The organism is Bacillus sp. EB106-02-03-XG38 (genome assembly GCF_058792175.1).
This window is the reverse complement of record NZ_JBYTED010000009.1, coordinates 106,106-128,588: the sequence shown is the minus strand read 5'-3', so window position 1 is coordinate 128,588 and position 22,483 is coordinate 106,106. Positions and strand designations below refer to the sequence as shown.

The 22,483-nt window shown below is 35.1% G+C and carries 23 protein-coding genes and 2 other annotated features (1 of these 25 only partly in view); of the genes, 14 read left to right on the top strand and 9 right to left on the bottom strand.

Annotated features, from left to right (window positions below; genetic code table 11):
* Nucleotides 1–153: a binding site (T-box leader), on the top strand; it begins 118 nt to the left of the window's first position.
* 50 nt (nucleotides 154–203) lie between these two features.
* A complete protein-coding gene (gene metG / locus AC3WTI_RS26855; protein ID WP_253621664.1) occupies nucleotides 204–1,838 on the top strand; it encodes a methionine--tRNA ligase in 1,635 nt (544 codons plus the stop codon).
* A 41-nt stretch (nucleotides 1,839–1,879) separates the two neighbouring features.
* Here the strand turns inward: metG and AC3WTI_RS26850 are convergent, their stop codons facing one another.
* From AC3WTI_RS26850 to AC3WTI_RS26830, 5 genes are all read right to left on the bottom strand, one after another.
* On the bottom strand, nucleotides 1,880–2,782 hold the full coding sequence (locus AC3WTI_RS26850) for an EamA family transporter (RefSeq protein WP_144488527.1): 903 nt from the start codon (nucleotides 2,780–2,782) through the stop codon (nucleotides 1,880–1,882).
* 138 nt (nucleotides 2,783–2,920) lie between these two features.
* Nucleotides 2,921–4,366, bottom strand: a complete 1,446-nt coding sequence (locus tag AC3WTI_RS26845; RefSeq protein ID WP_098903983.1) for a sensor histidine kinase — start codon at nucleotides 4,364–4,366, stop codon at nucleotides 2,921–2,923.
* Entirely contained in the window at nucleotides 4,344–5,009 is a 666-nt protein-coding gene (locus AC3WTI_RS26840; RefSeq protein ID WP_000148833.1) for a response regulator transcription factor, read from the bottom strand. The genes AC3WTI_RS26845 and AC3WTI_RS26840 overlap by 23 nt, the downstream gene beginning before the upstream one ends.
* Before the next feature lie 363 nt (nucleotides 5,010–5,372).
* Entirely contained in the window at nucleotides 5,373–5,834 is a 462-nt protein-coding gene (locus tag AC3WTI_RS26835) for a L,D-transpeptidase (protein ID WP_087959368.1), read from the bottom strand.
* A 30-nt stretch (nucleotides 5,835–5,864) separates the two neighbouring features.
* Nucleotides 5,865–6,308: a DUF3978 family protein gene (locus AC3WTI_RS26830; protein WP_087959369.1), complete on the bottom strand. Its 444-nt coding sequence runs from the start codon at nucleotides 6,306–6,308 to the stop codon at nucleotides 5,865–5,867.
* Nucleotides 6,309–6,723: 415 nt separating this feature from the next.
* Between AC3WTI_RS26830 and AC3WTI_RS26825 the strand changes: the two genes are divergently transcribed.
* Nucleotides 6,724–7,338 carry a DedA family protein gene (locus tag AC3WTI_RS26825; RefSeq protein WP_087959370.1) on the top strand — a complete coding sequence of 205 codons (615 nt, stop codon included), beginning with the start codon at nucleotides 6,724–6,726 and terminating at the stop codon, nucleotides 7,336–7,338.
* A 56-nt stretch (nucleotides 7,339–7,394) separates the two neighbouring features.
* Here AC3WTI_RS26825 and AC3WTI_RS26820 read toward each other — a convergent pair whose 3' ends face one another.
* Nucleotides 7,395–8,186, bottom strand: a complete 792-nt coding sequence (locus tag AC3WTI_RS26820) for a hypothetical protein (protein WP_144488526.1) — start codon at nucleotides 8,184–8,186, stop codon at nucleotides 7,395–7,397.
* A 164-nt stretch (nucleotides 8,187–8,350) separates the two neighbouring features.
* Here AC3WTI_RS26820 and AC3WTI_RS26815 point away from each other — a divergent pair, with 164 nt between their 5' ends.
* The 4 genes from AC3WTI_RS26815 to AC3WTI_RS26800 all read left to right on the top strand — a co-directional run bounded on the left by AC3WTI_RS26815 (nucleotide 8,351) and on the right by AC3WTI_RS26800 (nucleotide 10,601).
* Nucleotides 8,351–8,572 carry a helix-turn-helix transcriptional regulator gene (locus AC3WTI_RS26815; protein WP_048528258.1) on the top strand — a complete coding sequence of 74 codons (222 nt, stop codon included), beginning with the start codon at nucleotides 8,351–8,353 and terminating at the stop codon, nucleotides 8,570–8,572.
* Nucleotides 8,559–9,269 carry a DUF3169 family protein gene (locus AC3WTI_RS26810; RefSeq protein WP_087959372.1) on the top strand — a complete coding sequence of 237 codons (711 nt, stop codon included), beginning with the start codon at nucleotides 8,559–8,561 and terminating at the stop codon, nucleotides 9,267–9,269. Before AC3WTI_RS26815 ends, AC3WTI_RS26810 begins: the two co-directional genes overlap by 14 nt.
* 42 nt (nucleotides 9,270–9,311) lie before the next feature.
* Entirely contained in the window at nucleotides 9,312–10,364 is a 1,053-nt protein-coding gene (locus AC3WTI_RS26805) for a site-2 protease family protein (RefSeq protein ID WP_253621725.1), read from the top strand.
* 96 nt (nucleotides 10,365–10,460) lie between these two features.
* Nucleotides 10,461–10,601, top strand: a complete 141-nt coding sequence (locus AC3WTI_RS26800; RefSeq protein WP_000404783.1) for a DUF3985 family protein — start codon at nucleotides 10,461–10,463, stop codon at nucleotides 10,599–10,601.
* Nucleotides 10,602–10,981: 380 nt separating this feature from the next.
* Here AC3WTI_RS26800 and AC3WTI_RS26795 read toward each other — a convergent pair whose 3' ends face one another.
* The gene (locus AC3WTI_RS26795; protein ID WP_001077770.1) at nucleotides 10,982–11,368 is read right to left on the bottom strand and encodes a DUF3938 domain-containing protein; all 387 of its coding nucleotides are present in this window, start codon (nucleotides 11,366–11,368) and stop codon (nucleotides 10,982–10,984) included.
* 432 nt (nucleotides 11,369–11,800) lie between these two features.
* Here AC3WTI_RS26795 and AC3WTI_RS26790 point away from each other — a divergent pair, with 432 nt between their 5' ends.
* Nucleotides 11,801–12,322 carry a GNAT family N-acetyltransferase gene (locus AC3WTI_RS26790; protein WP_097841495.1) on the top strand — a complete coding sequence of 174 codons (522 nt, stop codon included), beginning with the start codon at nucleotides 11,801–11,803 and terminating at the stop codon, nucleotides 12,320–12,322.
* A 109-nt stretch (nucleotides 12,323–12,431) separates the two neighbouring features.
* On the opposite strand, the gene AC3WTI_RS26785 is transcribed toward AC3WTI_RS26790, so the two are convergent.
* Entirely contained in the window at nucleotides 12,432–13,325 is an 894-nt protein-coding gene (locus AC3WTI_RS26785) for a YitT family protein (protein ID WP_087959376.1), read from the bottom strand.
* Nucleotides 13,326–13,602: 277 nt separating this feature from the next.
* Here AC3WTI_RS26785 and AC3WTI_RS26780 point away from each other — a divergent pair, with 277 nt between their 5' ends.
* The 7 genes from AC3WTI_RS26780 (at nucleotide 13,603) to AC3WTI_RS26750 (ending at nucleotide 21,687) form a co-directional block, all read left to right on the top strand.
* Complete coding sequence (locus AC3WTI_RS26780) at nucleotides 13,603–13,887, top strand: hypothetical protein (RefSeq protein ID WP_087959377.1); 285 nt, start codon at nucleotides 13,603–13,605, stop codon at nucleotides 13,885–13,887.
* 28 nt (nucleotides 13,888–13,915) lie between these two features.
* Nucleotides 13,916–14,698, top strand: coding sequence for a membrane protein insertase YidC (yidC, locus tag AC3WTI_RS26775; RefSeq protein WP_087959378.1), 783 nt, complete (start codon nucleotides 13,916–13,918; stop codon nucleotides 14,696–14,698).
* A gap of 128 nt (nucleotides 14,699–14,826) precedes the next feature.
* A complete protein-coding gene (locus AC3WTI_RS26770) occupies nucleotides 14,827–15,774 on the top strand; it encodes a hypothetical protein (protein ID WP_097841496.1) in 948 nt (315 codons plus the stop codon).
* A 331-nt stretch (nucleotides 15,775–16,105) separates the two neighbouring features.
* Nucleotides 16,106–16,342 (top strand) — a binding site (T-box leader).
* A 65-nt stretch (nucleotides 16,343–16,407) separates the two neighbouring features.
* Nucleotides 16,408–17,721, top strand: coding sequence for an APC family permease (locus tag AC3WTI_RS26765; protein WP_087959380.1), 1,314 nt, complete (start codon nucleotides 16,408–16,410; stop codon nucleotides 17,719–17,721).
* A gap of 109 nt (nucleotides 17,722–17,830) precedes the next feature.
* Complete coding sequence (locus AC3WTI_RS26760) at nucleotides 17,831–19,015, top strand: MFS transporter (protein WP_142286729.1); 1,185 nt, start codon at nucleotides 17,831–17,833, stop codon at nucleotides 19,013–19,015.
* A 76-nt stretch (nucleotides 19,016–19,091) separates the two neighbouring features.
* Entirely contained in the window at nucleotides 19,092–19,262 is a 171-nt protein-coding gene (locus AC3WTI_RS26755) for a hypothetical protein (protein WP_087959382.1), read from the top strand.
* A gap of 268 nt (nucleotides 19,263–19,530) precedes the next feature.
* A complete protein-coding gene (locus AC3WTI_RS26750) occupies nucleotides 19,531–21,687 on the top strand; it encodes a SpaA isopeptide-forming pilin-related protein (protein WP_144488525.1) in 2,157 nt (718 codons plus the stop codon).
* A gap of 30 nt (nucleotides 21,688–21,717) precedes the next feature.
* On the opposite strand, the gene AC3WTI_RS26745 is transcribed toward AC3WTI_RS26750, so the two are convergent.
* The gene (locus AC3WTI_RS26745; RefSeq protein WP_087959384.1) at nucleotides 21,718–22,476 is read right to left on the bottom strand and encodes a TrmB family transcriptional regulator; all 759 of its coding nucleotides are present in this window, start codon (nucleotides 22,474–22,476) and stop codon (nucleotides 21,718–21,720) included.
* Between the last annotated feature and the right edge of the window lie 7 nt (nucleotides 22,477–22,483).

Below are 22,483 nucleotides of genomic sequence, written 5' to 3'. Positions count from 1 at the left end.
TGAAATGATAATAGTAGGCGACGACGAGAGTTGGTACTCGTTATCAAAACCACAGTATAAGAGCATATAGCTCCGTACTTGTTAAGGCTAATTATGTGAGTAATTGGCGAAATAAGGTGGTACCGCGACTGTTTATACAGCCCCGCCCTTATCTTTTTTAAGATAGGGGCGGGGCTTTTTATATTTAAAAGGAGGAATGTAAGATGAGTATTTTTATTGGAGGCGCTTGGCCATATGCAAATGGTTCGTTACACCTGGGCCATATTGCGAGTTTGTTACCGGGAGATATTTTAGCACGTTATTACCGAGCAAAAGGTGAGAATGTGTTGTATGTTTCGGGAAGTGATTGTAATGGAACACCAATTGCGATTCGGGCAAAACAAGAAGGTGTGACGGCGAAGGAAATTGCTGATAAGTATCATGAAGAGTTCCAGCGATGTTTTCGTAGCCTTGGTTTTACTTATGATTGCTATACACGTACAGATAGTCAGCACCATCATGAAACGGTTCAAAATGTCTTTTTACGTTTATTGGAAGAAGACTATATTTATAAAAAAACAGTGGAACAAGCGTATTGTGAAACGTGTACGCAGTTTTTACCTGATCGTTACGTAGAAGGCCTTTGTCCACATTGTCATGAAGCAGCAAGAGGAGACCAATGCGATGCGTGTTCAGCTATTTTAGATCCACTCGATTTGTTAGAAAAGAAATGTAAGTTATGTGGTAGCACGCCATCTGTACAGGAAACAGAGCATTTCTATTTCGCATTGCATACATTTCAGGAGCAAATTAAAAGGGCGGTAGAAATCGCAAAACAAAAAGAATCATGGCGCGACAATGCGATTCAACTAACAGAGAGATATGTAAAGGAAGGATTACTAGATAGGGCCGTATCACGTGATTTACCAATCGGGGTACCAATTCCAGTAGAAGGGTATGAAGATAAGAAAATTTACGTATGGATTGAAGCAGTGACAGGATATTATTCAGCGAGTAAACATTGGGCTGAAGAAACAGGGAAAGATGATCAAGAGTTTTGGGATAAAGAAGCGAAAACATATTATGTACATGGAAAGGATAATATTCCGTTTCATTCCATCATTTGGCCAGCGGTATTGCTTGGAATAGGAGAGGGAGCAATTCCTCGTCATATCGTTTCGAATGAATATTTAACAGTTGAAAAAAGAAAGTTATCTACAAGTAAAAACTGGGCAGTATGGGTGCCTGACATATTAGAACGCTACAATCCAGATTCTATTCGTTACTTTTTAACAGTAAACGCACCAGAAAATCGTGATACTGATTTTTCGTGGCGTGAATTCATTTATAGTCATAATAGTGAATTGCTAGGTGCATACGGGAACTTTGTGAACCGGATATTAAAGTTTATTGAAAAGTATTATGGTGGTATTGTGCCGAAGGGAAGTATTGATGGAGAACTGAAAGATAAAGTAGAAGGATTATATAAAGGTGTAGGAGAAGCGATTGAGCAGACTACTTTTAAGGTGGCGCTAGAAACAATATTTGATGCAGTACGTTTTGCAAATAAATACTTTGATGAGAGGCAGCCTTGGAAACAAAGAGAAGATGATCCAGTTTCATGCGAAGAGACGATTTATAACTGTGTGTATCTTATCGCTAATTTTGCAAATCTCCTTGAACCGTTTTTACCATTTTCAAGTGAGAGAGTTAGAAACACATTATCGATTGTGAACCGAAATTGGGAGCCTCAACATACGTTGCCGAATAGAATTGATAGTGTGCAGCCGCTATTTGAACGAATTGATGTAAAACAAATTGAGCATGAGATAGAAAAGCTGTATGGAGCAGTAAAGTGAGATAGAGAAAAAGACCTTTCAAATAAATGAAAGGTCTTTTGTTACGCACTATGCACGCTACTATGTTTCTTTGCTTTCCTAGCTGCAAGGAGCTGAGGAGTAAAAATTCCAAGGAGTATAAAGAGTATCCCAATCCACTGCATGAAGGTTACGACTTCATGTACAAGTGTAATAGAAGCGATAATGGCCGTTGGTAATTCAGCTGCTCCTAGTATTGTACTAAGTCCTGTTCCAACTTTCGGTACGCCAATTGAAAAACAAATGACAGGTACGACAACGCCAAACAATCCGAGGAAGAAAGCGTATTTCCAAAGACCAGCTTGCAAGGAACCGTCTGTTAAGAAGTTGGGCGGGAAGAATAGGCATACGATAAGAGTAGCGCTTGTTGTCATAAGGAAGCTTTTCGTATAAGGCGCTACTTCTGTAGCCACACGCCCACTTGCAAACACATAGAATGAAAAAGAGACAGCGGCTAACAGACCAAAGATAATACCTTTTGTGGAAAAGCTTTGTCCGAGACCTTCAAAGACACCGCCTGCAAACAATGTACCAGTAAATAAAATAATGATAGATATAATTTTCTCACGGCTTGGAAATGTTCGGTTTGCAATTGCTTCAATGACTACACCAATCCATGTGAACTGGAAAAGTAGGACGACAGCGATAGATGCTGGTAGTTCTTCTACAGAGATAGCGTAGAAGATACCAGTCATACTCATCGTTGTGCCGACTGTTAGTAAGGAAAAGAATTGCTTTTTTGTTACTTTATGACGTGAAGCGAAAAGAACGAGCAGAAGAAGCCCGATCCATCCGAAGACATATTGTCCCCCTAATAGTTCATGTGCTGAAAATCCATCAATGAATCCGAGTTTGAAAATAGTTGAAAGTATGCCGTAGCTACAAGCTCCGAATAAAACGAGTAATGAGTACTTAAATTTCTCCATGAAAATCCTCCTTTTACATAATAAAAAACGCCCGCTATCCAAATAAGGATAACGGGCGAACGAAACAGAGTCATATACTCTACAAAATTCCGCCACTCATACCAAGTATGAATTTGGGGTATGAAATTGTAGTAGGTTTTACATTGCTTTTGGGAATACAATAGAACATTTTACACCTTGAGGTGTGTTTTGTATACCATAAGGAAATTGATGTTTATCTAGTATTTGTTTTACAATATATAACCCAAGACCACTACCTTGTACTAAGCCATGTTTGTCAGGATTTGCGCGATAGAATGGTTCAAATAAATGGGCAAGTTTATCCTCATCTATTTGTGAACCTGTATTTAATACTTCTAATGCGTAACCGTTTGGTTTTTCATAAAGCTTTATATATACATGCTGATGGTCAATTGTATAATGAATTGCATTTGAAATAATGTTAAAAATGGCAGTTTGAATAAATTTAGGATCAGCTAAAACTTGTACATCTTGTTTAATGTTAGATTGAACATTTAATTGCTTTACAGATACGAAATAATCTACTTTCTTCATAACATCCTCAATAATATTAGTCAATGAGATAACTTTTAAATCAGGTTTAAATTGAGGGTTTTGTATTTTGGATAATTCCGACATTTTTTCCGTTAATATGTTAATGTCTTGCATCATTTCATAGGAACGTTTTAAATATTTATCTCTATCTTTATAAGCTCCAATTCCGTGAATCATGCCATCTAGTTGCCCCATAACGGCTGCGATTGGTGTTTTTAATTCATGGGAAACCATAGACATAAATTCTTTACGAGATTGTTCTAATTGTTGTTCCTTTTTGAGTTCATTTTTTAAATCTTGATTGCTCGCATGTAAATTCTTCACTATATTTGGGACCTGTGAAGCAGCTACTTGTAAATTAAAATCTGTTTGATCTGTATTTTTGTTAAGTAGTTTTTTATCTGAGAAATCAAGATTCATAATGTCTTTTAAAGCATCACTCATATATTGAAAAGGTTTAGCAATTAGTTTTGCATAAATTAAAGATCCGAGCAGAGATAATGCAAGCATTGTCGCGCCGATATGTGGAGCTAATTGCTGCAGTACATCTGTTAATTTTGGATTATCTTGTGCATCATTTGTTTTACTTGCTGCATTTTGTTTATGTAAGGCATCATTATTAGTAGCGACTTGCTTTTCCATTTCTGTAAGTGGAGCAGAAGTGCTATCTTTCCCCGTGATATTTTGTGTATGTTCTTTTGCTTTTGCAGTTTGGCTAGGCTGCAAAAGGTGATTGATAGCTGTAGAGAGTGATTTATAATCTATAACCGAAGATTGGAAATTAAAAATGTCTCCCTGTGATACAGCTTTATTTTGATTCGTTTTACTTTGGTCGTTTTGTTTATTTGAATCCGCTTGTTCTGTAGATTGCGCTCCATTTTCTTTTGCAAAACGTTCTTTATCATAGTTTGAAGCTAGGAAGTAAATCATTTGATAAAGACAAAGAGATAAAAGAATACAAAATAATAAGGTTTTGATGAAAATATTTTTGGTGATGTTGTCTGTGCTACGATTCGATTTTGTAGCCAATGCCTTTCACCGTTTTAATATAAGGAATTCCTAATTTTTTTCGTAAGTTCTTAATATGTGTATCTATAACTCTTACATCACCATAATGTTCATAGCCCCATACCTTATTCAACAAATCACTTCTTGATAATACTTTTCCCCGATTTTGCAGTAAAGTATAAATAATTTCAAATTCTTTTGTTGTCAATTCAATTTGATTACCATGAACATAAGCGGCATATGCTGTAGAATTTAACATCAATTCATGGAATTGTAGTATAGTTGCAGCTTCTGCTTCCTTCGTTGCTGCTCTTCTTAATACAGCTTCTACACGTTTAATAAATACGGTGTAATGGAACGGTTTCGTAATATAGTCATCAATACCTAATTCAAATCCTTTAATTTCACTTTCCTCATTATGTAAGCCTGTTAACATAATGATCGGTACATCAGATTGTCCTCGCATAATTTTACAAATACTATAGCCATCTATATCTGGTAACATCACATCAAGGAGGACAAGATCGTATGAATTTTTTTGGAAAAGAAGTATACCTTCTGTTCCAGCGCCAACGACATCAACGGTAAAGTTTTGAGCCATTAGAAATTCACGAATTAGCTCTTGTATATCTGGGTTGTCTTCAATCACCAGTATATGCGTCATAGTAACACCTCCTAAATAACGCTTTTCACTGCAATATTCGAATTCATCATTTTTGAATGACTCAGATTGTTTATACATATAATAAGCCCCCGCTATAAAATAATCATAAAAGTAGCAAGGGGAGTTGTTTAGCGAAACTGAATATTTCAGAATTACAGTAGTTCTATTATAGTATGTATTGTAAAATTTATAAAATATTATAACTGTATAATTTTAATATCCATGTTTATCAATGTTTTAATGTTATTTGACACAATCTATTCCCATTATATATGTAAATACAGTTGTTTTGCTACTGTAAATAAAGAAATAAAATAAGCCAAGACATAAAATTCTTGGCTACACGTAAATCGTGTTGTTAGGTTATTTTACAGTGACAGTAGCCTGCTGGGGAATACGCTCAAATAACCAGTGTATATCATTGTTATACATACGAATACAACCTAGTGTTGTCCACTTACCAATTGCCTGGTTATTGTTCGTACCATGAATCGCATAAGTTGTTCCGTAAGTTCCAGCCATGTTTAGTCCGAGCCAACGGTCACCAAGTGGATTGCGTGGATCGCCGCCTTTAATTTTGCCTGTGTAATAAGGACGATTTTTAATTTTATTTACGATTTGAAAAGTACCTTTAGGTGTAGGAGTAGCTGCTTTTCCAGTAGCGACAGTAAAACTTCTTATGAATTTTCCGTTTTGATAATAATCCATTTTATTTAACTGCGTGTTTACAATCAGTTGGTCTTTCGTTGTAGCTGCCTCAGCATTTGTGAATGGAATAGTTAAAAATCCTAATGATAATAGTGCACTTAATAATAGCTTTTTCATTATATTCTCCTTTTTAATATTGTAGTAGTCTTACATACAATGAATTTGCAATCCTCGTAATACTTTATTTACATTCTCATCTAATGTTTCAAAGAAGGTAGTAATTTTGTTATTGTGTTTGTTGTTTTTATCAATAAGTAATCTTTCATTTAGTAAAAGTTCACCATGTAGTCCAAAACTTTGAACTTGAATATTTAATTCATCTTCAGTTTCAGAAATAATTGGTAAGAAGTAGTGAAAAGCTTTCGTTGGAATGATGTAGCTTTTGCCAATCATGCTTTCTTGATTTGAATTAATCCATTTTTTCGTAACAATCTTAATGTTCTTTTTTGAAACGATAAAAGACAGTGTTGTAGACTTTGTTAAACTTACGTCAAACTCGTTTGTTTCACATATGTGTAAATTAAAAACGGTTTCATTTTGGTGAGATTCAACATTCGTATTAATAAAGTCATGCATTTTATAAGCTTCCATTCCTATTCTCCCTTTTTTTCATGTTTAAACAGCGACTTATATTTATTCAATTTAATGTTTAGGTAATATAGTATTTAAATTTTTCAACAAATTCCGATATAATCTTACAATACGTATATGAAGCTAATATGAAGTTAGCATGAGTTTGTGGTGGTTTTTTATTGAGAACAAAATAAGGTGATTTTAAAGTGTTAAAAACTGGATAAAAATTGCATATTTATCCCCTTGTTTTGTGTGATATATAGTTGTTAGCTCATTTTAAAAAGATAATGGATAGCAACAAATAATGAACAGAAAATTTTAGTGAGAGCCTTACAAAAATGTAATAAAAATGTAAGCTATTGTGATAGTTATTTCGACAATTTTTTTATACAATATTAGTAAGAAGTTGCACGTGATTGAAAGGAGAGATGACATGGAATGGATTCATGAATTATTTCAGCAATACGGGTACTATGTTGTACTTGTTGGTTTGCTGTTAGAATATATTGCACTTCCGTTTCCGGGAGAGCCAACGTTAGCGTATGCGGGATTTTTAGCACATAAGGGTGATTTAAGTTTACCGATTTTAATTATCCTATCCTTTATTGGGACAAGTGTAGGAATGACGATTCAATACTTTTTAGGAAATAAATTAGGTATGCCCTTTGTTCAAAAGTATGGGAAATACGTATTTTTAACACAAAGAAAAATCGACTTAACAAGAATGTGGTTTGATAAGTATGGATACTTCCTGATTTTTATCGGTTTCTTTATTCCTGGTGTACGCCATTTTACAGGATATTTTGCAGGAATTATTAACTTACCATTCCGCCGCTTTGCGATTACAATCTACTCAGGCGCTCTATTTTGGGTATCATTCTTCTTAATCGGTGGTTACTGGTTAGGTGGAAACTTACATGATATTTTTGGAGCGCTAGAAGGTCACATCGGTAAAATCATTTTTGGAGTAATTGTAATTGTAGCAATTACGTTAGGAGTTCGTTTCCGCAAACAGTTAAAACGAGTATTTTTACAAAACGCAAGTTAATATGAAATCCATTCTATGTCAAAATTTTGAAAGGCAGTGCAGACGCACTGCCTTTTTTATTTTATGTTCCAGTTTATTTTTAATTTTCCTTTTAATTGGTTTCCGCTAACTATAATGTAATAAGTTCCGGTCTTAATTGCGGCGAAATGATACGTATTCGGGCCGACTGAAGCTAAATAATTTTCTTCCTCTTGAAATTCACTAGCCATTTTTACGTCTCCCATGTAGCCATCCTTATTTTCAGCTCGTGATTCAATGGTGAATTCTAATATATCTCCTCGTTTTAGTTCAATGGGGACTTTATGTTTACCACTAAAATGTTGAAAAGATGCTTCAAAAGAGTTATCTGTTTTTGTTTCGACCCATTGTTCTTTTGATGTTTCAACCTTTTCTAAATCGATAAAGTTGATTGTGATAAATATAATAAGCATAATGCCTGGCACGACATATTGTATCCACTTAAATTTTGTTGCTATAACTGTACATAAGTAGAAAAAAAGAGAACACACTGCTCCAATTGATCCGAGAAACAAGAACTGTATTGGACTTGCTTCTTTAAATATTAGGAATGGAAGAAAAAATAAATAACCGCAAAAAATATAAAGGCATAATGTCTTCGGTCGTGTGTAAGTGTGTAAGCTCAAATTATCGATGCAAATAGAACAAAAAATTGCATATACCGCAAGAATAGGAACAAAGGGAATATATAGTAGTTCTCGTAATCCAGTTAAGAAACTATATAGTGTTGGTTGACTGGTTGTTAAGAGAAGTGCACTAATAAGTAATAATAACAAGAAAGTTGCTGTGAGCTTAGTAAGAATGTAAGAAAAGGTAGATGTTTTCTTCATATGGAACCTCCTTTGTTTAATATTTCACATTCATTATATAGGTTATTTCTATCATAATATATCTTTATTTTTGTCAATTATCATAGTCGTAATGACAATTATAATTGACAAAAATAAGGGTATTATTTACAATTTAAATTAAATAAATGAAAAAGAGGGAAGACATGAAGCTTCAAAATCGAGTGAGGGAATTGCGAGCAAAGCATCGTTTATCACAAGGGGATTTGGGGAAAGCAATTGGATCATCAAGACAAACGATTAGTTTAATTGAGCGCGGGGATTATGCACCATCTATTGTATTATCGCTAAAAATTGCACAAATTTTCAATGTACCGGTGGAGGAAATATTTGAGTTAGTGGAGGGGGAAGAGGATGATGAAGAGTAAACTGGGAGAACAATTTATTAGTTTTTGCAAACTCATATTAAGTATGGTAGGTGGCTTTTTTGCATCTTATATAGCTTTAGATTTACTCTCGGATGAACCGAGAAAATTATCACCCAATATATTAATAGGTGTATGTACTCTTTTTGGAATGATAATGATGTATTACACTTGGAAGAATACACGTATGCTAGCGGAGGCACGTGATGAAGAAGAGAGTGTACAAGGTAGAAAATTAGGGATTGTAATTATGTATTTACGTATAGGTGATATAGTTACGCAGGCCTGGTTTGTATATGCAGTTATTACATGTAGACGTGCATTCATGCATGATGCAAATGTTTCCTTCGCAATTTGGAACATGGTAGCTGCTACTGCTTTTACGATTATTATAGTGATCATTGGGATCATGGCGAGGAATCGTTATAACAAGCTTTACCCTGAACAAGGTGTAACGTATATGGAATCGATGGAGATGTGGAAGAAAAACGCAGATGAAGGATTAAAGCATATTGTGCATGAAGCTGGGTATAAAGCGTATGAATTTACGAATAAAGTATTGGCATATGTGTGGTGGGCTGCCGTTATATATACAGCAGTTAGTGATATCAATTTCGTGTTGCTTGGTTTAATCTCGTTTATTTGGATATTACATATCGGAAAATTCATGTACGAAATGCAGAGAAAAATGATTTATTAAGGGGAGAAAAAGGTGGATATTTTAAGAAGGCCAGCTGGTTCTATGACGGCGGCATTAGTTCTGTCCATTTTATACGTAGTAATTCGAACTGAGAAATTAGAAGTAATGTTGGATATATGGATATTATTTGGAATTTTTTTATTAGTGCTAGCTATTCATGAGCTAGGACATGTAGTATTTGGTTTAATAGGTGGTTTGAATTTTAAATTTATGACAGTAGGGCCGATTACTTTTCAAAAAGAGAAGGGGAAAGTACGCATTCGAGAAAATAAATTGTGGATGTACTTTGGAGGCGTCGTAATGTTAGTGCCGTCCTCTATAGAGACACCGAACCTTTCAAAAAAATGGGCGTGGATGACTTTAGGTGGACCGATTACAAGTTTACTATTTGGTGTTACTTCAGGTTACATATACATGGTGAGTTATTATCAATATCTTTTATATTTCGCCGTGTTACACTTTACAATTTTTGCAGCTACAATCGTACCGATAAAAGGAACGTTTTTGAGTGATGGTATGCAATTCCTCATTTTAATTAAAGGTGATGAAAAGGCGAAGCAGCATTTATATAACATTCAAGTATCGAGTGAGTTATTTAGTTGTAAGAGGCCGAAAGATTGGGACGAGAGATTAGTAGAACTTAGTGTGGAAAAATTAAAAGAGAATAAAAGTATAAGAGATATAATGAGTGGACTTATGCTTGTCCTTTTAGCCCGTGCTGATCGAGAAGGAATGGAAAAAGCGATACCGTATGTAGAACAAATTGTGAAACTCCCTGTAACGAAAGAAAATAAATATTTCGTTAGTAGTTTTCATAGTTGGTATCTTTTATATAAGGCTCTTTATGAGATGGACAGTCTTTCTTTGGAAGAAGTGAAGAAACATGGGAAGGTCATTACAAAGGTGGATTTACATGGGTACTATCGTACACAAGCAATTGTTACATATGCAGAGAATGATCTAGAAGCTTCACGTATGTATATGAAGAAAGCCGATAAAGAATTGAAGAGTGCTGAAAAGAATGAACTGGGATATTTACAATTAGAGAGAGAATGGTTTGAGCAGCTGAAAGAGAGGGTATCTTACGATGGGTAAGGTATCCTCTCTTTTTTATGTCGTTTTATGCCGTTCCATAAAAAGTCTGAGGCGAGTAAAATAAGATAAGAAGAGCAAAGCTTGGAGGAATTCTAGATGGAAATTTTAACGATTATTTTAATAGTCCTGCTCATTTATGCTGTTTTTAAAGTAGCATATGTAGCATTAAAGATACTCGCGATCCTATTAGTTATCTTTTTAATCGTAGAGTTCGGCAGTAAATTGCTTGGGGGATAGGGTATGTTGTACGGTTTGAGTGTCGAAGGGTGTTGGTAAGTCGATATCCTATGTCGAATCGTCGATATAATGAAAAAATCGTTGATATAAGTGGAGAAATCGCCGATATATTTGGAGAATCGTTGATATATTCTGGTAAGTACCGGATGGGGTATATGGAAAAGAAGTTGCCGTGAAGGTAGCTTCTTTTTATTGTGGTGGTGGGGTATGTTGTCAGCTTTGAATGTCGATATGTTGTGTCGAATCGTCGATATAATAAAAAAATCGTTGATATAAGTGGAGAAATCGTCGATATATTTGAAAAATCGTTGATATATTCCGACGAATACTAGCTGGGGTATGCAAACCAATCTAAAAAAGCTGGAAGAATATCTTCCAGCTTACGAGTTACTTTCAATTTGGCGACCGTTTTCTTCTTCATTGTCTTGTAATAGGTTGAATACGTCTGCTAGGCAGAATGCAATGAACCAAGTCCATAGACCGTGGAAGAAAGCTGAGCTTAATTGAAGTGGTAATGTATAGTTAGTCATTGAGTAGGAAATACATCCGCCAACGATTCCAATCATTGTTAGTAGCATTGTTTTTTGCGCATTTTCTTCTGGATTGAAGAGGAAGAAAATGTATCCGCCTAAAATTGAAGCGCTTACAAGTGTTTCGATTCCATTAAAAATGATATTCTCTCCAAGCTGAGTGTTTGTCCAGAAGCAGATTGTTCCGCCGATAATAGCAAACAGGACAGCTATTGTATATCGTATATATTGATTCATATGTTCATCTCCTTATGTAATAAGATGATTTGGAAGTCAAAAAGGTAGGTATAGTATATTGAAGTGAGTTTTAGTTGTACGTATCTTTTTATAAAAAAGATCATTGAAGAGTGATCGGTTTTTTAAACCGTTACGTGTATGGTGTCTGAAATATACCCGACTGCTCGTTTCTTTTTGCTTGTAAAATAAGAGAAACTTCCAAGTCTATATACTCTTTTTTTGTGAGTCTGCTTTCATTATAACACATTTAGAGTCACAATAATAGAATTATCTGATTTTGTAATAAGTGTAAAAAATAAAAAGGGCAAGGAATTCCCATTAACGGTGCAGTTTAGTGGAAGAAGGATTTTAATTTATTGTGATGAAATAGAAGAAGGGGATTTAATACTATAAACATGTTTTGTAGCATGAATGTAAGGGAGGAGAGATAACTTGGAGATCACAACAGAAAGATTAATAATTAGACCTTTTAAGAGTACTGATTTACAGGATGTATTTGCTATCTATAATAATGATGATACATGTAAGTTCCTATTACATAATAAGTGGACTCATGAAGATATGCAGGAGAGATTTAATAAGAAGCTAACAAACAATGTACTTACTAAAGAATCAATATTAAGTTTGGCAGTTATATACAAGACTAAAGTAGTTGGTGATTTATCCGTATGGTACACAAATATGAAAGATACTGTTGAGATTGGTTATAGTTTTTCAAATGAAGTAGCTGGGAGAGGTTTGGCAACTGAAGCAGTAAGTAGTTTGGTATTTAAATTATTTAATGAATGTAATGTACATCGTATACAAGCTAATCTTGATGCGCGTAATATAGCTTCACAAAAATTGTGTGAACGAATAGGCATGAGAAAGGAAGCCCATTTCATACAAGATTTTTGGAATAAAAATGAGTGGACAGATAGTTTTATATATGGAATGCTATCCTCCGATTTGTAGTAATAAACTTCGTGATTTTATTATGCTAAAGGGTGCGTTAGTTGAATAACAAAAGGCACAACATATTATATATGACTAATATGTTGTGCCTTTAATGTAGTACCCTTTTTTATATGCGTTTGAAACGGCCGACAATTTCAACTGTTTCAGTAATGTTCATGAATGCTCTGTTATCCACTTGACGGATAATACGTTTCATTTCGCCTAACTCATAGCGAGTCACGACAGTGTAAATCATTTTTTTCTTATGGTTTGTATAGCCGCCGACAGCATCTACCATTGTCACGCCACGTATGCCGTGATGTAGTAGGGCGCTTTTTATTTCCTCGCCTTTTTCAGTAATTGTCATTATCGTTAATTTAATGTGTTTTGTATGTACAGCATCGATAACTTTGCTGACTACAAATCGACTGATTAACGTATACAGTGTAATATCCCATCCGAAAATGAATCCTGCTACAACAAGTAAGATTAAGTTGAATCCGAAGATGATTGCTCCAATTGAAACATCGCGATATTTCGCTACAATTAATCCAACAACATCAAATCCACCTGTTGAAGAAGCAAATCGGAATATGATTCCTGAGGCTGCTCCGCAGATTACACCGCCGAATACAGAGGACAGTAAAATATCGTCTGAAACTTGGTGTACAGGGATAATGTTCATCGCTAACGATGATACAGCTACAAAGTACGCTGTTAAAAAGGTTGTCTTCTTGCCTAAGTAAAAGTGACTTAAAATAAGAAGAGGAATGTTTAGTAAAAAGATAAGTGCACCGATATTGTAGTGCATTAAATAACCGATAATCATCCCTACACCAGCGAATCCACCGCTAATCATGTTATGCGGGATAAAGAACATATTCATAGAAATTGCATACAAAATAGAAGCTATGAAAATAACAACCAACTGTATGATAAATTCTAAGTGAAATGTTTTAGCTGCTGGGAAGGATAAAAAGGCGGTGTCGGGAACGTAATCGGCGTCTCCTAGTTGACCCATAGTATGTTTCATCTCCATATTCATTTTTGATTACAAGAAGAGAATAAAGGTTTTTTCAAAAACTGGCAATAGTTTTATTATAATGCAAAAATTTTATAAATTTCTAATAAATCAAGCCTATTCATTGATGTGTGTGAATATACTAAAGAAAGCGAATACAATGTTTCTTAATTATTGTTTTCTTGAGAAAATATGCAAAATACTTTTTTTGACGATAAAAGGAAATAGAGAATGTTTACCGAATGTGCTAAAATGACCTTATTAAGGATGTGAAGCGATGGAATTTTTATTGCAGGATGCAATTCTATATATATCGTTTGTAACGACAGCACTTTGTTTATTAGAAGTTTTCTTCCTTGCTAACGTTTCTCGCTTTGTGCGTCAGCAAGCATCGAGCGGTAGACAAAGAGCTTTTGCATTAGTTGATACGTGTGAAGATAGTGTGGGGAATGTATCGCTATTTTCGATTTTTTATAAATATGGAATGATTCGTTCTGTACGCAGACAAGAATCAAGTGAAGAGAATGACGAGGTCGGTCCGTATACACCAATGTTTCGCTAAATAATTACGAAACATTGGAGGAATGAACATGTTAAAATCATACCGAGCTGTGCTCGTTAGTTTATCATTATTACTTGTTTTTGTTTTATCTGGTTGCAGTAATGCGGCCCCAATTGATGCACATAGTACGGGAATTTGGGATCACTATTTCGTATATCCAATCTCGTATATGATTCAATTTGTTGCTCATCATATACCGGGAGCTAGCTTCGGGATTGCTATCATTATTATTACGCTCGTTATTCGTTCAGCAATGATTCCATTAGCTGTTTCGCAATATCGTAGCCAAGCGAAAATGAAAAAAATGCAACCTGAATTACAGAAGCTAAAGAAAAAACACGGTGATGTAAGTAAAGATCTAGAAAAACAAAAGCAGTATCAAAAAGAAATGTCAGAACTAATGAAGTCAGGCGGTTGGAATCCACTTGCTGGTTGCTGGCCATTATTAATACAAATGCCGATTTTCTCTGCTTTGTATTATGCGATTAGCCGAACAGAAGAGATTCGCACATCTTCATTTTTATGGGTGAACTTAGGACATGCAGATCCTTATCATATATTACCGATTATCGCAGCGTTAACGACATTTATTCAGATGAAAGTTTTCCAATCTAACGTTACACCTGGAGAACAAGTACAGATGATGAAAATGCAACAAATTATGATGCCAGCAATGATTCTATTTATGGGATTTGCGGCGCCATCAGGACTTGTGTTGTACTGGATAACAGGTAATTTATTTACAATGACACAAACAATTGTATTAAGAAGAATAATGGAACGTGAAGAATTACAATTACAAAAAGCATAGAGAAACACCGCTCATCACGAGCGGTGTTTCTTGTTAAGTCGTTAAGGAAATGTTAAGAAACCGACATTACTATAGGCATTGTATACGAAAGTGTACAGGCTTTAGAAATATGAAGGAGGAAATTTCCTATGAAGAAGAAAACAGTTGGGTATTTAGCGATTGCAGGTGCTTTATCATTCGGAATCATTGGAGGAGTCGGTATTCCGGCATTCGCGGCAACGAATACTCCAGCACCTGAGCAAGCGACAAAAACGGCGAAAAAAGATTTAGATGATGCTACAAAACAAAAAGTAAAAACGATTATGGACGATACAAAGAAACAGTTGACGGAGCTAGGTGTAAAGCTTCCAGAGAAGGAAAAACGTAAAGACATGTTTGCTAATTTAGATGAAGCAACAAAAGAAAAAGCGAAGTCGATTTTAGAGCAGGAGAAATCCGGAAAATTAACACGTGAACAAGCGCAAGAGGAATTAACAAAGTTAGGGGTGAAAATGCCAGAGAAGGGTAAGCATGGAGACATGTTTGCAGGGTTAGACGAAGTAACAAAAGAAAAAGCGAAATCAATTGTAGAGCAAGAGAAATCCGGGAAACTCACACGTGAACAAGCAAAAGAGGAATTAACAAAGTTAGGCGTGAAAATGCCGGAGGGTAAGCGTAAAGATATGCTCGCTGACTTAGATGAAGCAACGAAAGAAAAAGTGAAGCCAATTTTAGAGCAAGAGAAATCCGGCAAACTCACACATGAACAAGCAAAAGAGGAATTAACAAAGTTAGGCGTGAAGTTCCCGGAAAAGGGTAAGCATGGGGATATGTTTGCTAATTTAGATGAAGCGACAAAGGAAAAAGCAAAGTCTATTTTTGAACAAGAAAAGTCCGGAAAGTTAACGCATGAACAAGCAAAAGAAGAATTAACAAAGCTAGGTGTGAAATTTCCAAAGAAAGAGAAACATGAAGACATCTTTACGGGATTAGATGAGGCAACAAAAACAAAAGCAAAAGCGATTTTAGAGAATGAAAAGAAACAATTAGAGGAATTGAATGTGGATCTTCCGCATCACAAGTTTTTAAATAATTAAATGAAGTCGTATCTTTCGTGTGGGCAACCGGAAGGTATGTATGTGAGGGGACTTTTTTTAGAAAGTCTCCTTTTACTTATTGTCGTTTTTTGTTGGTAAATCGATATATTTCGAAAATCGCTGATATAATTTGAGTTGTGGTCGATATATTTGAAAAATCGCTCATATAATTTTTTACCACTACACTGTTCCAAAGATACTAGGGAATTAGAGAAGTGCTGTAACTTCTGTTATAATATAAGAAGAGGAATATTTCATATGTTATATAAAAAAATGTATTGATTTTTTCTAACAATTCAATATAATGAACAATAACTACAAAATTCGACATCAAGAAGTGATGATGAGGATATGATCAATTTTTTACGATTCTCAGAGAGGGAGGCCTTTGGCTGTGAGCTTCCTAATACGGAAAAATGGATTACCACCTCTGAACTGCAGCAGTGAACGGATACCTAGTAATTGCTTGCCGGCAAAAACCGTTATTTAGACTTGAGAAATTGGTGAAGTGTGTTACTTTACGAATTGAAACAAGGGTGGAACCACGAATATAACACTCGTCCCTTTTTTAGGGAGGAGTGTTTTTTTATTTCATTTTTGCATCACACTAGGATTGGAAGGAGGATACGCAGCATGCATCATGATGAGAAGAACAAAATTGGTTTAACGGTAGCACTTTCTATCGTAGTAGGAACGATTATTGGATCTGGTGTGTTTATGAAACCAGGGAGCGTATTAGATTACTCGGGGAGTTCTAATATGGCCATTCTTGCTTGGGTAATTGGTGGTCTGTTGACGCTAGCAAGTGGTTTAACAGTAGCTGAAATTGGAGCGCAAATCCCGAAAAATGGTGGGTTGTATACGTATTTAGAGGAGATTTACGGAAGTTTTTGGGGATATTTATCAGGCTGGATGCAAACAATTGTTTATGGACCAGCTATTATTGGAACATTAGGGTTGTACTTTAGTTCTTTAATGATTAACTTCTTCTATTTAGATAAAGTATGGAATTTACCAATCGCAATTGGAACAGTTGTGTTCCTTGGCGTTGTAAATAGTATGGGAACAAAATACGGAGGTATCGTCCAAACAGTTACGACAATCGGGAAAATGATTCCGATTGTATTAATTGTCGTGCTAGGTTTTTGGAAAGGAAATAGCGATATCTTTAACGTAGTTGTGCCGATATCAGAAAATCAAAGTATCGGGATGGCAATTTTAGCAACGTTATTTGCTTATGATGGCTGGATTTTGCTTGCTTCGATTGGCGGAGAAATGAAGAATCCAACAAAGTTATTACCGAAAGCGATGACAGTTGGGATTTTAATTGTAACAGCTGCTTATGTATTAATTAACTTGGCATTATTAAATGTATTACCAGCAGCAAAAATTGTAGACCTTGGAGAAAATGCAACAGCAACAGCTGCAGGCATGCTACTTGGAGAATATGGCGGGAAAATTATTAGTATCGGTATTATCGTTTCTATTTTCGGTTGTTTAAATGGAAAGATTTTAACGTTCCCACGTATTCCGATGTCGATGGCAGAACGTGGACAACTTCCATTTGCTAAGTTTATTGCAAAGGAAAGCCCAAGATTTAAAACACCAGCAAATGCGATTACTGTTGAAATCATTTTAGGAATTATTTTAATGATTATTAGTGATCCGAATAAGCTATCTGAGATTTCCGTATTCATTATTTATATTTTTTACGTAATGACGTTTATTGGTGTCTTCATTTTAAGAAAACGTAATAAGAATAAAGAGCGTGCATACAGTGTACCGTTATTCCCAATCGTACCAATCGTTGCGATTCTCGGTTCACTCTTTGTAATCGGTAGTGCAATTATCAATGATCCGGTAAGTTGTTTCTTATCAATTGGAATTGTTTTTACTGGGCTTCCGGTATATTGGTATTTAAATAAGAAGAACAAAACTATTGTTTAATAATTAGAAAACAGGCGTATCATACGCCTGTTTTTTTATTGTAAAAAAATTGTACTTGTGTTCAATTTCTATTTTGGTTACTATAGTCGTAGTAACCAAAATAGAAAGCGTGGGGAAAGACTTGAATTTTCGTGTGTATATTTTAGCTATCGCGGCTTTTGTAGTCGGAACGGTTGAGCTAATTATAGGAGGAACGCTCGATCTAGTTGCCAACGATTTAGGAGTATCTATTAGTGCAGCTGGTCAGCTTATAACAATATTTTCAGTAGTATTTGCTTTATCAGGTCCGGTTTTATTAGCGTTAACAGGGAAGTTTGAAAGAAAGAAATTGTATATTGGAGCATTATCAATTTTCTTAATCGGAAATATTATTTCGGCATGTAGTGTGAATTACGGGATGCTAATGTTCTCAAGGGTTGTGTGCGCGGGGAGTGGTTCGCTTATTATTGCACTGTCAGTAACACTTGCTTCTAGCGTAGTAGAACCACATTTTCGTGCGCGTGCAATTGGAATCATTTTTATGGGGATTAGTGGGTCACTTGTACTGGGAGTACCGCTTGGCCTCGTACTAGGAAATGCATATGGATGGCGTGCACCATTTGTACTCATTTCAATCTTAACAGTTATAGCAATTGCTTGTATTTCATTATTCTTAACGAAAGTACCACCGACATCGGTATTATCAATAAGAGAACAAATTGCTACGTTAAAAGATAAAAAAATTGTCAGTGCACAGTTAACATCATTTTTATTTTTAACGGGTCATTTAACACTATATGCATATTTAACACCATTTTTAAAAGATGTGATGCATGTGGAAGCGAATTGGATTAGTGTATTTTACTTCATTTTCGGAATTGCAGCGGTACTTGGAGGCGGCCTTGGGGGCTTGCTTGCTGATAAATGGGGATCGAAGAAAAGTATTATTTCTATCATTATCGTATTTGCATGTGCAATCTTTATGTTGCCAATGATGACATTCTCATTCCCGCTCTTCATTATTATGATGGGACTTTGGAGTATGCTGAGCTGGGCTATTTCGCCAGCACAACAAAATTATTTAATTGAAATTGCACCAGAATCAGCTGGTATTCAGCAAAGTTTAAATAACTCTGCACTTCACTTAGGAATTGCGCTCGGTTCAACAGTAGGCGGAGTTGTTATTGAGAAATCATCTGTTATATATAATGCTTGGGTAGGCGGTGGCTTTATTATATTAGCGCTGCTTTGTGCGATTTTCTCTATTACGAGAGGACGTTCTGCTCAGTTAGCAAAGGAAGAATCTATCGTTTGATAGGTTCTTTTTATTTGTAAAAAATGGAAGGTTTTAGTAGGGGAATGGAGAATTTGTATGTAGCGAGGTGATGTATATGTATACGAATTTTTCGATTATTGGTTTTCTAATTTCAATGCTCCCGTTGTTCCTTATTATTCTTGCACTTAGATGGGTTCGTTTCATCTATCAAAATTCCGAGAAACAAGTGGAGCAAAATGAGAAAATTATTGAGCTGTTGATAGAGATAAAAGAAAAAGATAAGTAACATGTATTCGTTTGAAATTTGTTTCTGGTAAGTAAAAAGGCACTTATAAAGTGCCTTTTTATTATTTTTAAAAATTTTAAATATGTAACATTCATTTGTCAATAGTAGCAGGAGAACAAACAATTGTAATGTTGCTTATTACTTTGAAACTTTCTCAACAATTCGACAAGATACTACAAAAAAACCACCTATTCTCTTTTTTTCACTATAAGTACAATGAAACAGTAAGATTGCTTCATGTAGAAATTTATATATGGTGGTGGAGAGAATGAAACGAAAGATGGTAGGGAAATGGTTTAGTTTTTTAAGTGCTCTTATTATTTTATTAGGAATTGCAATGCCACAAGTAAAGGCAGAAGTAATGAACAGAGAAACATATAAAATGGATTGGAGTTATAGTAATTCGAAACATCGTGAAATAAAGACAGAAATAATTAAAACGGCTTCGGGTAATATTGCGTATTGTTTAACACCTGATTTGCGTTCTCCAAATGGAGATGATTTGCCTGAAATGGGGAAAACATCTGATGCCGTATATCGTGTTTTATTAAATGGATATCCTCAAAAAAGTCCATCTGAATTAGGTGTAGCGACAACGGAAGAAGCGCATTATGCTACACAATTAGCGGTATGGATTGCAGCAAATGAATTAACGGTAGAAGATTTAGTTGCAAAGAATGAACGAGTACATAATCTTATGAAGCGTTTAGTAGAGGATTCAAAAAAAGAAACTGGATCACAAGATGTATTCTTTAAAGTTAATCCTGTAAATCCACAAACTGCTACACAAAAAGGTGATTATTTAGAAACAGGATTTTATGCAGTGCAAACAAATGCGGTTTCTGGCTCTTATACAATTCTTCCTGAAAACGCTCCTAAAGGGCTTCGAATTGTAAATGAAAATGGAGAAGAGAAAAGTACATTATCAATTGATGAAAAATTCAAAATTTTAATCCCGAAAGATACGAGTAGTGGTAATTTTAAAATGAAAGTGAAGTCTACTTTAACAAATTTACAAGCAATAGCTTTTAAAGGATCGGAAAAAGTTCAAAATACAACAGTATTGTTACAAAGAAATAGTGAGAAAATCAGTACAGATTTAGTTGTAAATTGGGAATCAGTAGGCTCTTTAAAGATTATGAAATTAGGAGAAAAAAAGGAATTATTAAAAGGGGCTGTGTTTGAAGTTTCTAATGAAACCTTTAAACAAAATGTTACTACTAATGATAAAGGGATTGCGGAGCTAGGGAATCTTTCAATCGGTATATATAGTGTCAAAGAAATTCAAGCGCCAGCTGGATATGTGTTAGACGGAAGTGTTAAAAAAATTGAAGTGAAAACTGGTGAAACTGCTCTATTGGAGTGGGAAAATGAAAATATAAAAGGTGAATTAGAAATAACGAAAGTAGATATAGCGGATGGGAATACGAAACTGCCAAATGCAGAGTTTACAATCTACAACGAACAAGGGAAAGAAGTAGTAAAAGGGAAAACGGATGAAAAAGGTGTAGCGAAATTTAAACTACCATACGGAAAGTACACGTATAAAGAAACGATAGCGCCGAAGGGCTATGTAATAAATGAAGAGACATTCGCATTTGAAATCAAAGAGGATGGAGAAATTATTAAACATATCGTTCAAGATAAGAAAGTAGAAGGTGAATTAGAAATAACGAAAGTAGATATAGCGGATGGAAATATGAAACTGCCAAATGCAGAGTTTACAATCTACAACGAACAAGGGAAAGAGGTAGTAAAAGGGAAAACGGATGAAAAAGGTGTAGCGAAATTTAAACTACCATACGGAAAGTACACGTATAAAGAAACAATAGCGCCGAAGGGCTATGTAATAAATGAAGAGACATTCGCATTTGAAATCAAAGAGGATGGAGAAATTATTAAACATATCGTTCAAGATAAGAAAGTAGAAGGTGAATTAGAAATAACGAAAGTAGATATAGCGGATGGAAATACGAAACTACCAAATGCAGAGTTTACAATCTACAACGAACAAGGGAAAGAGGTAGTAAAAGGGAAAACGGATGAAAAAGGTGTAGCGAAATTTAAACTACTATACGGAAAGTACACGTATAAAGAAACAATAGCGCCGAAGGGCTATGTAATAAATGAAGAGACATTCGCATTTGAAATCAAAGAGGATGGAGAAATTATTAAACATATTGTGAAAAATAAGAAAGAAGAAAAGACATCACTTCCTTCTAAGCCAAATAAGCCAACACCGAGTGGAGAAGTGAAACCCTCCGCTGATGTGAAGACAATGCAACAACCTAATACTCATAATGAAGTGCGTTTACCAGCTACTGGCGGCGTTGGCAATGAATTTACGGTTTTATTCGTTTTAGGAATTGGTTTTATTATTGCTGGTGCTTATGTGTTAAGGATGAAAAATAGAAAAGAAATGTAGAAAAAAACGCCTTGTAATAGAGGCGTTTTTTTAGTATCTCAATTTCCTCAACAAACTCTTAATTTCCTCATCTTGCATAAAGAGATCCAGATGCTTTTCTGTAATTTTTGCAAGTGCAACGTCGTGATAGAAAAATTCTGTAAAGAACTTTACGAAAGGTTGCGACATTGTTTTCATTGCTTGCCAGGAATCTTGCTCTACTCCAGCAAATAAAATTTCACGGTCGTCAACGATGAGCAACAAGTAGCGTTCTAATGCGTTAGGCTCTTCAGTTGGGATTAGAAAATGCATGTTTTCTAAATCTGTTTCTACTTTTCCAACTATAAGGGACTCGAGTTTGACGCCTTGTTTTGCTTTTTCTTCTAGTGAAGGGAGGTATTCTAACAGAGTATCATTCCAAGCTGAAATGCGAATTGATTCTTTTGCACTTTCGATGAGTTCTTTACTTTGAACTCGAATAGAAGATTGCATTTTTAAGCTCCATACACGGTCATCTGTAAATGATTTTTTCGATATATTTGTTTCTAATTCTTTAATATTTGATTGAAATTCTGTCGTTAATTTTTCAATTGCTAGCTTGAGTGGTAATGCTGTATACAGCTTTTTCTTTTCTGAAACAGAATCCATTACCATTCCTTTATCGATTAGGCGTGCTAGCACTTCATATATTTTTGCTTTTGGAACACCAGAGTGCTTCACAATCGTTGTAGCATCTAGTGGTTCGTTGCTTGATACGACAACTTCATAAGCTTGGCTTTCATATTGTGAGAAACCGAATTTTTGTAACATAGTTACC

Excerpts from the sequence above, each read along its gene's own strand:
- AC3WTI_RS26755 (WP_087959382.1), top strand. The coding sequence starts at position 19,092 with ATGTATACGAATTTTTCGATTATTGGTTTTCTAATTTCAATGCTCCCG.
- yidC (WP_087959378.1), top strand. The coding sequence starts at position 13,916 with ATGTTAAAATCATACCGAGCTGTGCTCGTTAGTTTATCATTATTACTT.
- metG (WP_253621664.1), top strand. The coding sequence starts at position 204 with ATGAGTATTTTTATTGGAGGCGCTTGGCCATATGCAAATGGTTCGTTA.
- AC3WTI_RS26830 (WP_087959369.1), bottom strand. The coding sequence starts at position 6,308 with ATGGAAGCTTATAAAATGCATGACTTTATTAATACGAATGTTGAATCT.
- AC3WTI_RS26850 (WP_144488527.1), bottom strand. The coding sequence starts at position 2,782 with ATGGAGAAATTTAAGTACTCATTACTCGTTTTATTCGGAGCTTGTAGC.
- AC3WTI_RS26815 (WP_048528258.1), top strand. The coding sequence starts at position 8,351 with ATGAAGCTTCAAAATCGAGTGAGGGAATTGCGAGCAAAGCATCGTTTA.
- AC3WTI_RS26770 (WP_097841496.1), top strand. The coding sequence starts at position 14,827 with ATGAAGAAGAAAACAGTTGGGTATTTAGCGATTGCAGGTGCTTTATCA.
- AC3WTI_RS26840 (WP_000148833.1), bottom strand. The coding sequence starts at position 5,009 with ATGACGCATATACTGGTGATTGAAGACAACCCAGATATACAAGAGCTA.
- AC3WTI_RS26750 (WP_144488525.1), top strand. The coding sequence starts at position 19,531 with ATGAAACGAAAGATGGTAGGGAAATGGTTTAGTTTTTTAAGTGCTCTT.
- AC3WTI_RS26745 (WP_087959384.1), bottom strand. The coding sequence starts at position 22,476 with ATGTTACAAAAATTCGGTTTCTCACAATATGAAAGCCAAGCTTATGAA.
- AC3WTI_RS26765 (WP_087959380.1), top strand. The coding sequence starts at position 16,408 with ATGCATCATGATGAGAAGAACAAAATTGGTTTAACGGTAGCACTTTCT.
- AC3WTI_RS26780 (WP_087959377.1), top strand. The coding sequence starts at position 13,603 with ATGGAATTTTTATTGCAGGATGCAATTCTATATATATCGTTTGTAACG.
- AC3WTI_RS26825 (WP_087959370.1), top strand. The coding sequence starts at position 6,724 with ATGGAATGGATTCATGAATTATTTCAGCAATACGGGTACTATGTTGTA.
- AC3WTI_RS26820 (WP_144488526.1), bottom strand. The coding sequence starts at position 8,186 with ATGAAGAAAACATCTACCTTTTCTTACATTCTTACTAAGCTCACAGCA.
- AC3WTI_RS26795 (WP_001077770.1), bottom strand. The coding sequence starts at position 11,368 with ATGAATCAATATATACGATATACAATAGCTGTCCTGTTTGCTATTATC.
- AC3WTI_RS26805 (WP_253621725.1), top strand. The coding sequence starts at position 9,312 with ATGACGGCGGCATTAGTTCTGTCCATTTTATACGTAGTAATTCGAACT.
- AC3WTI_RS26785 (WP_087959376.1), bottom strand. The coding sequence starts at position 13,325 with ATGGGTCAACTAGGAGACGCCGATTACGTTCCCGACACCGCCTTTTTA.
- AC3WTI_RS26810 (WP_087959372.1), top strand. The coding sequence starts at position 8,559 with ATGATGAAGAGTAAACTGGGAGAACAATTTATTAGTTTTTGCAAACTC.
- AC3WTI_RS26835 (WP_087959368.1), bottom strand. The coding sequence starts at position 5,834 with ATGAAAAAGCTATTATTAAGTGCACTATTATCATTAGGATTTTTAACT.
- AC3WTI_RS26800 (WP_000404783.1), top strand. The coding sequence starts at position 10,461 with ATGGAAATTTTAACGATTATTTTAATAGTCCTGCTCATTTATGCTGTT.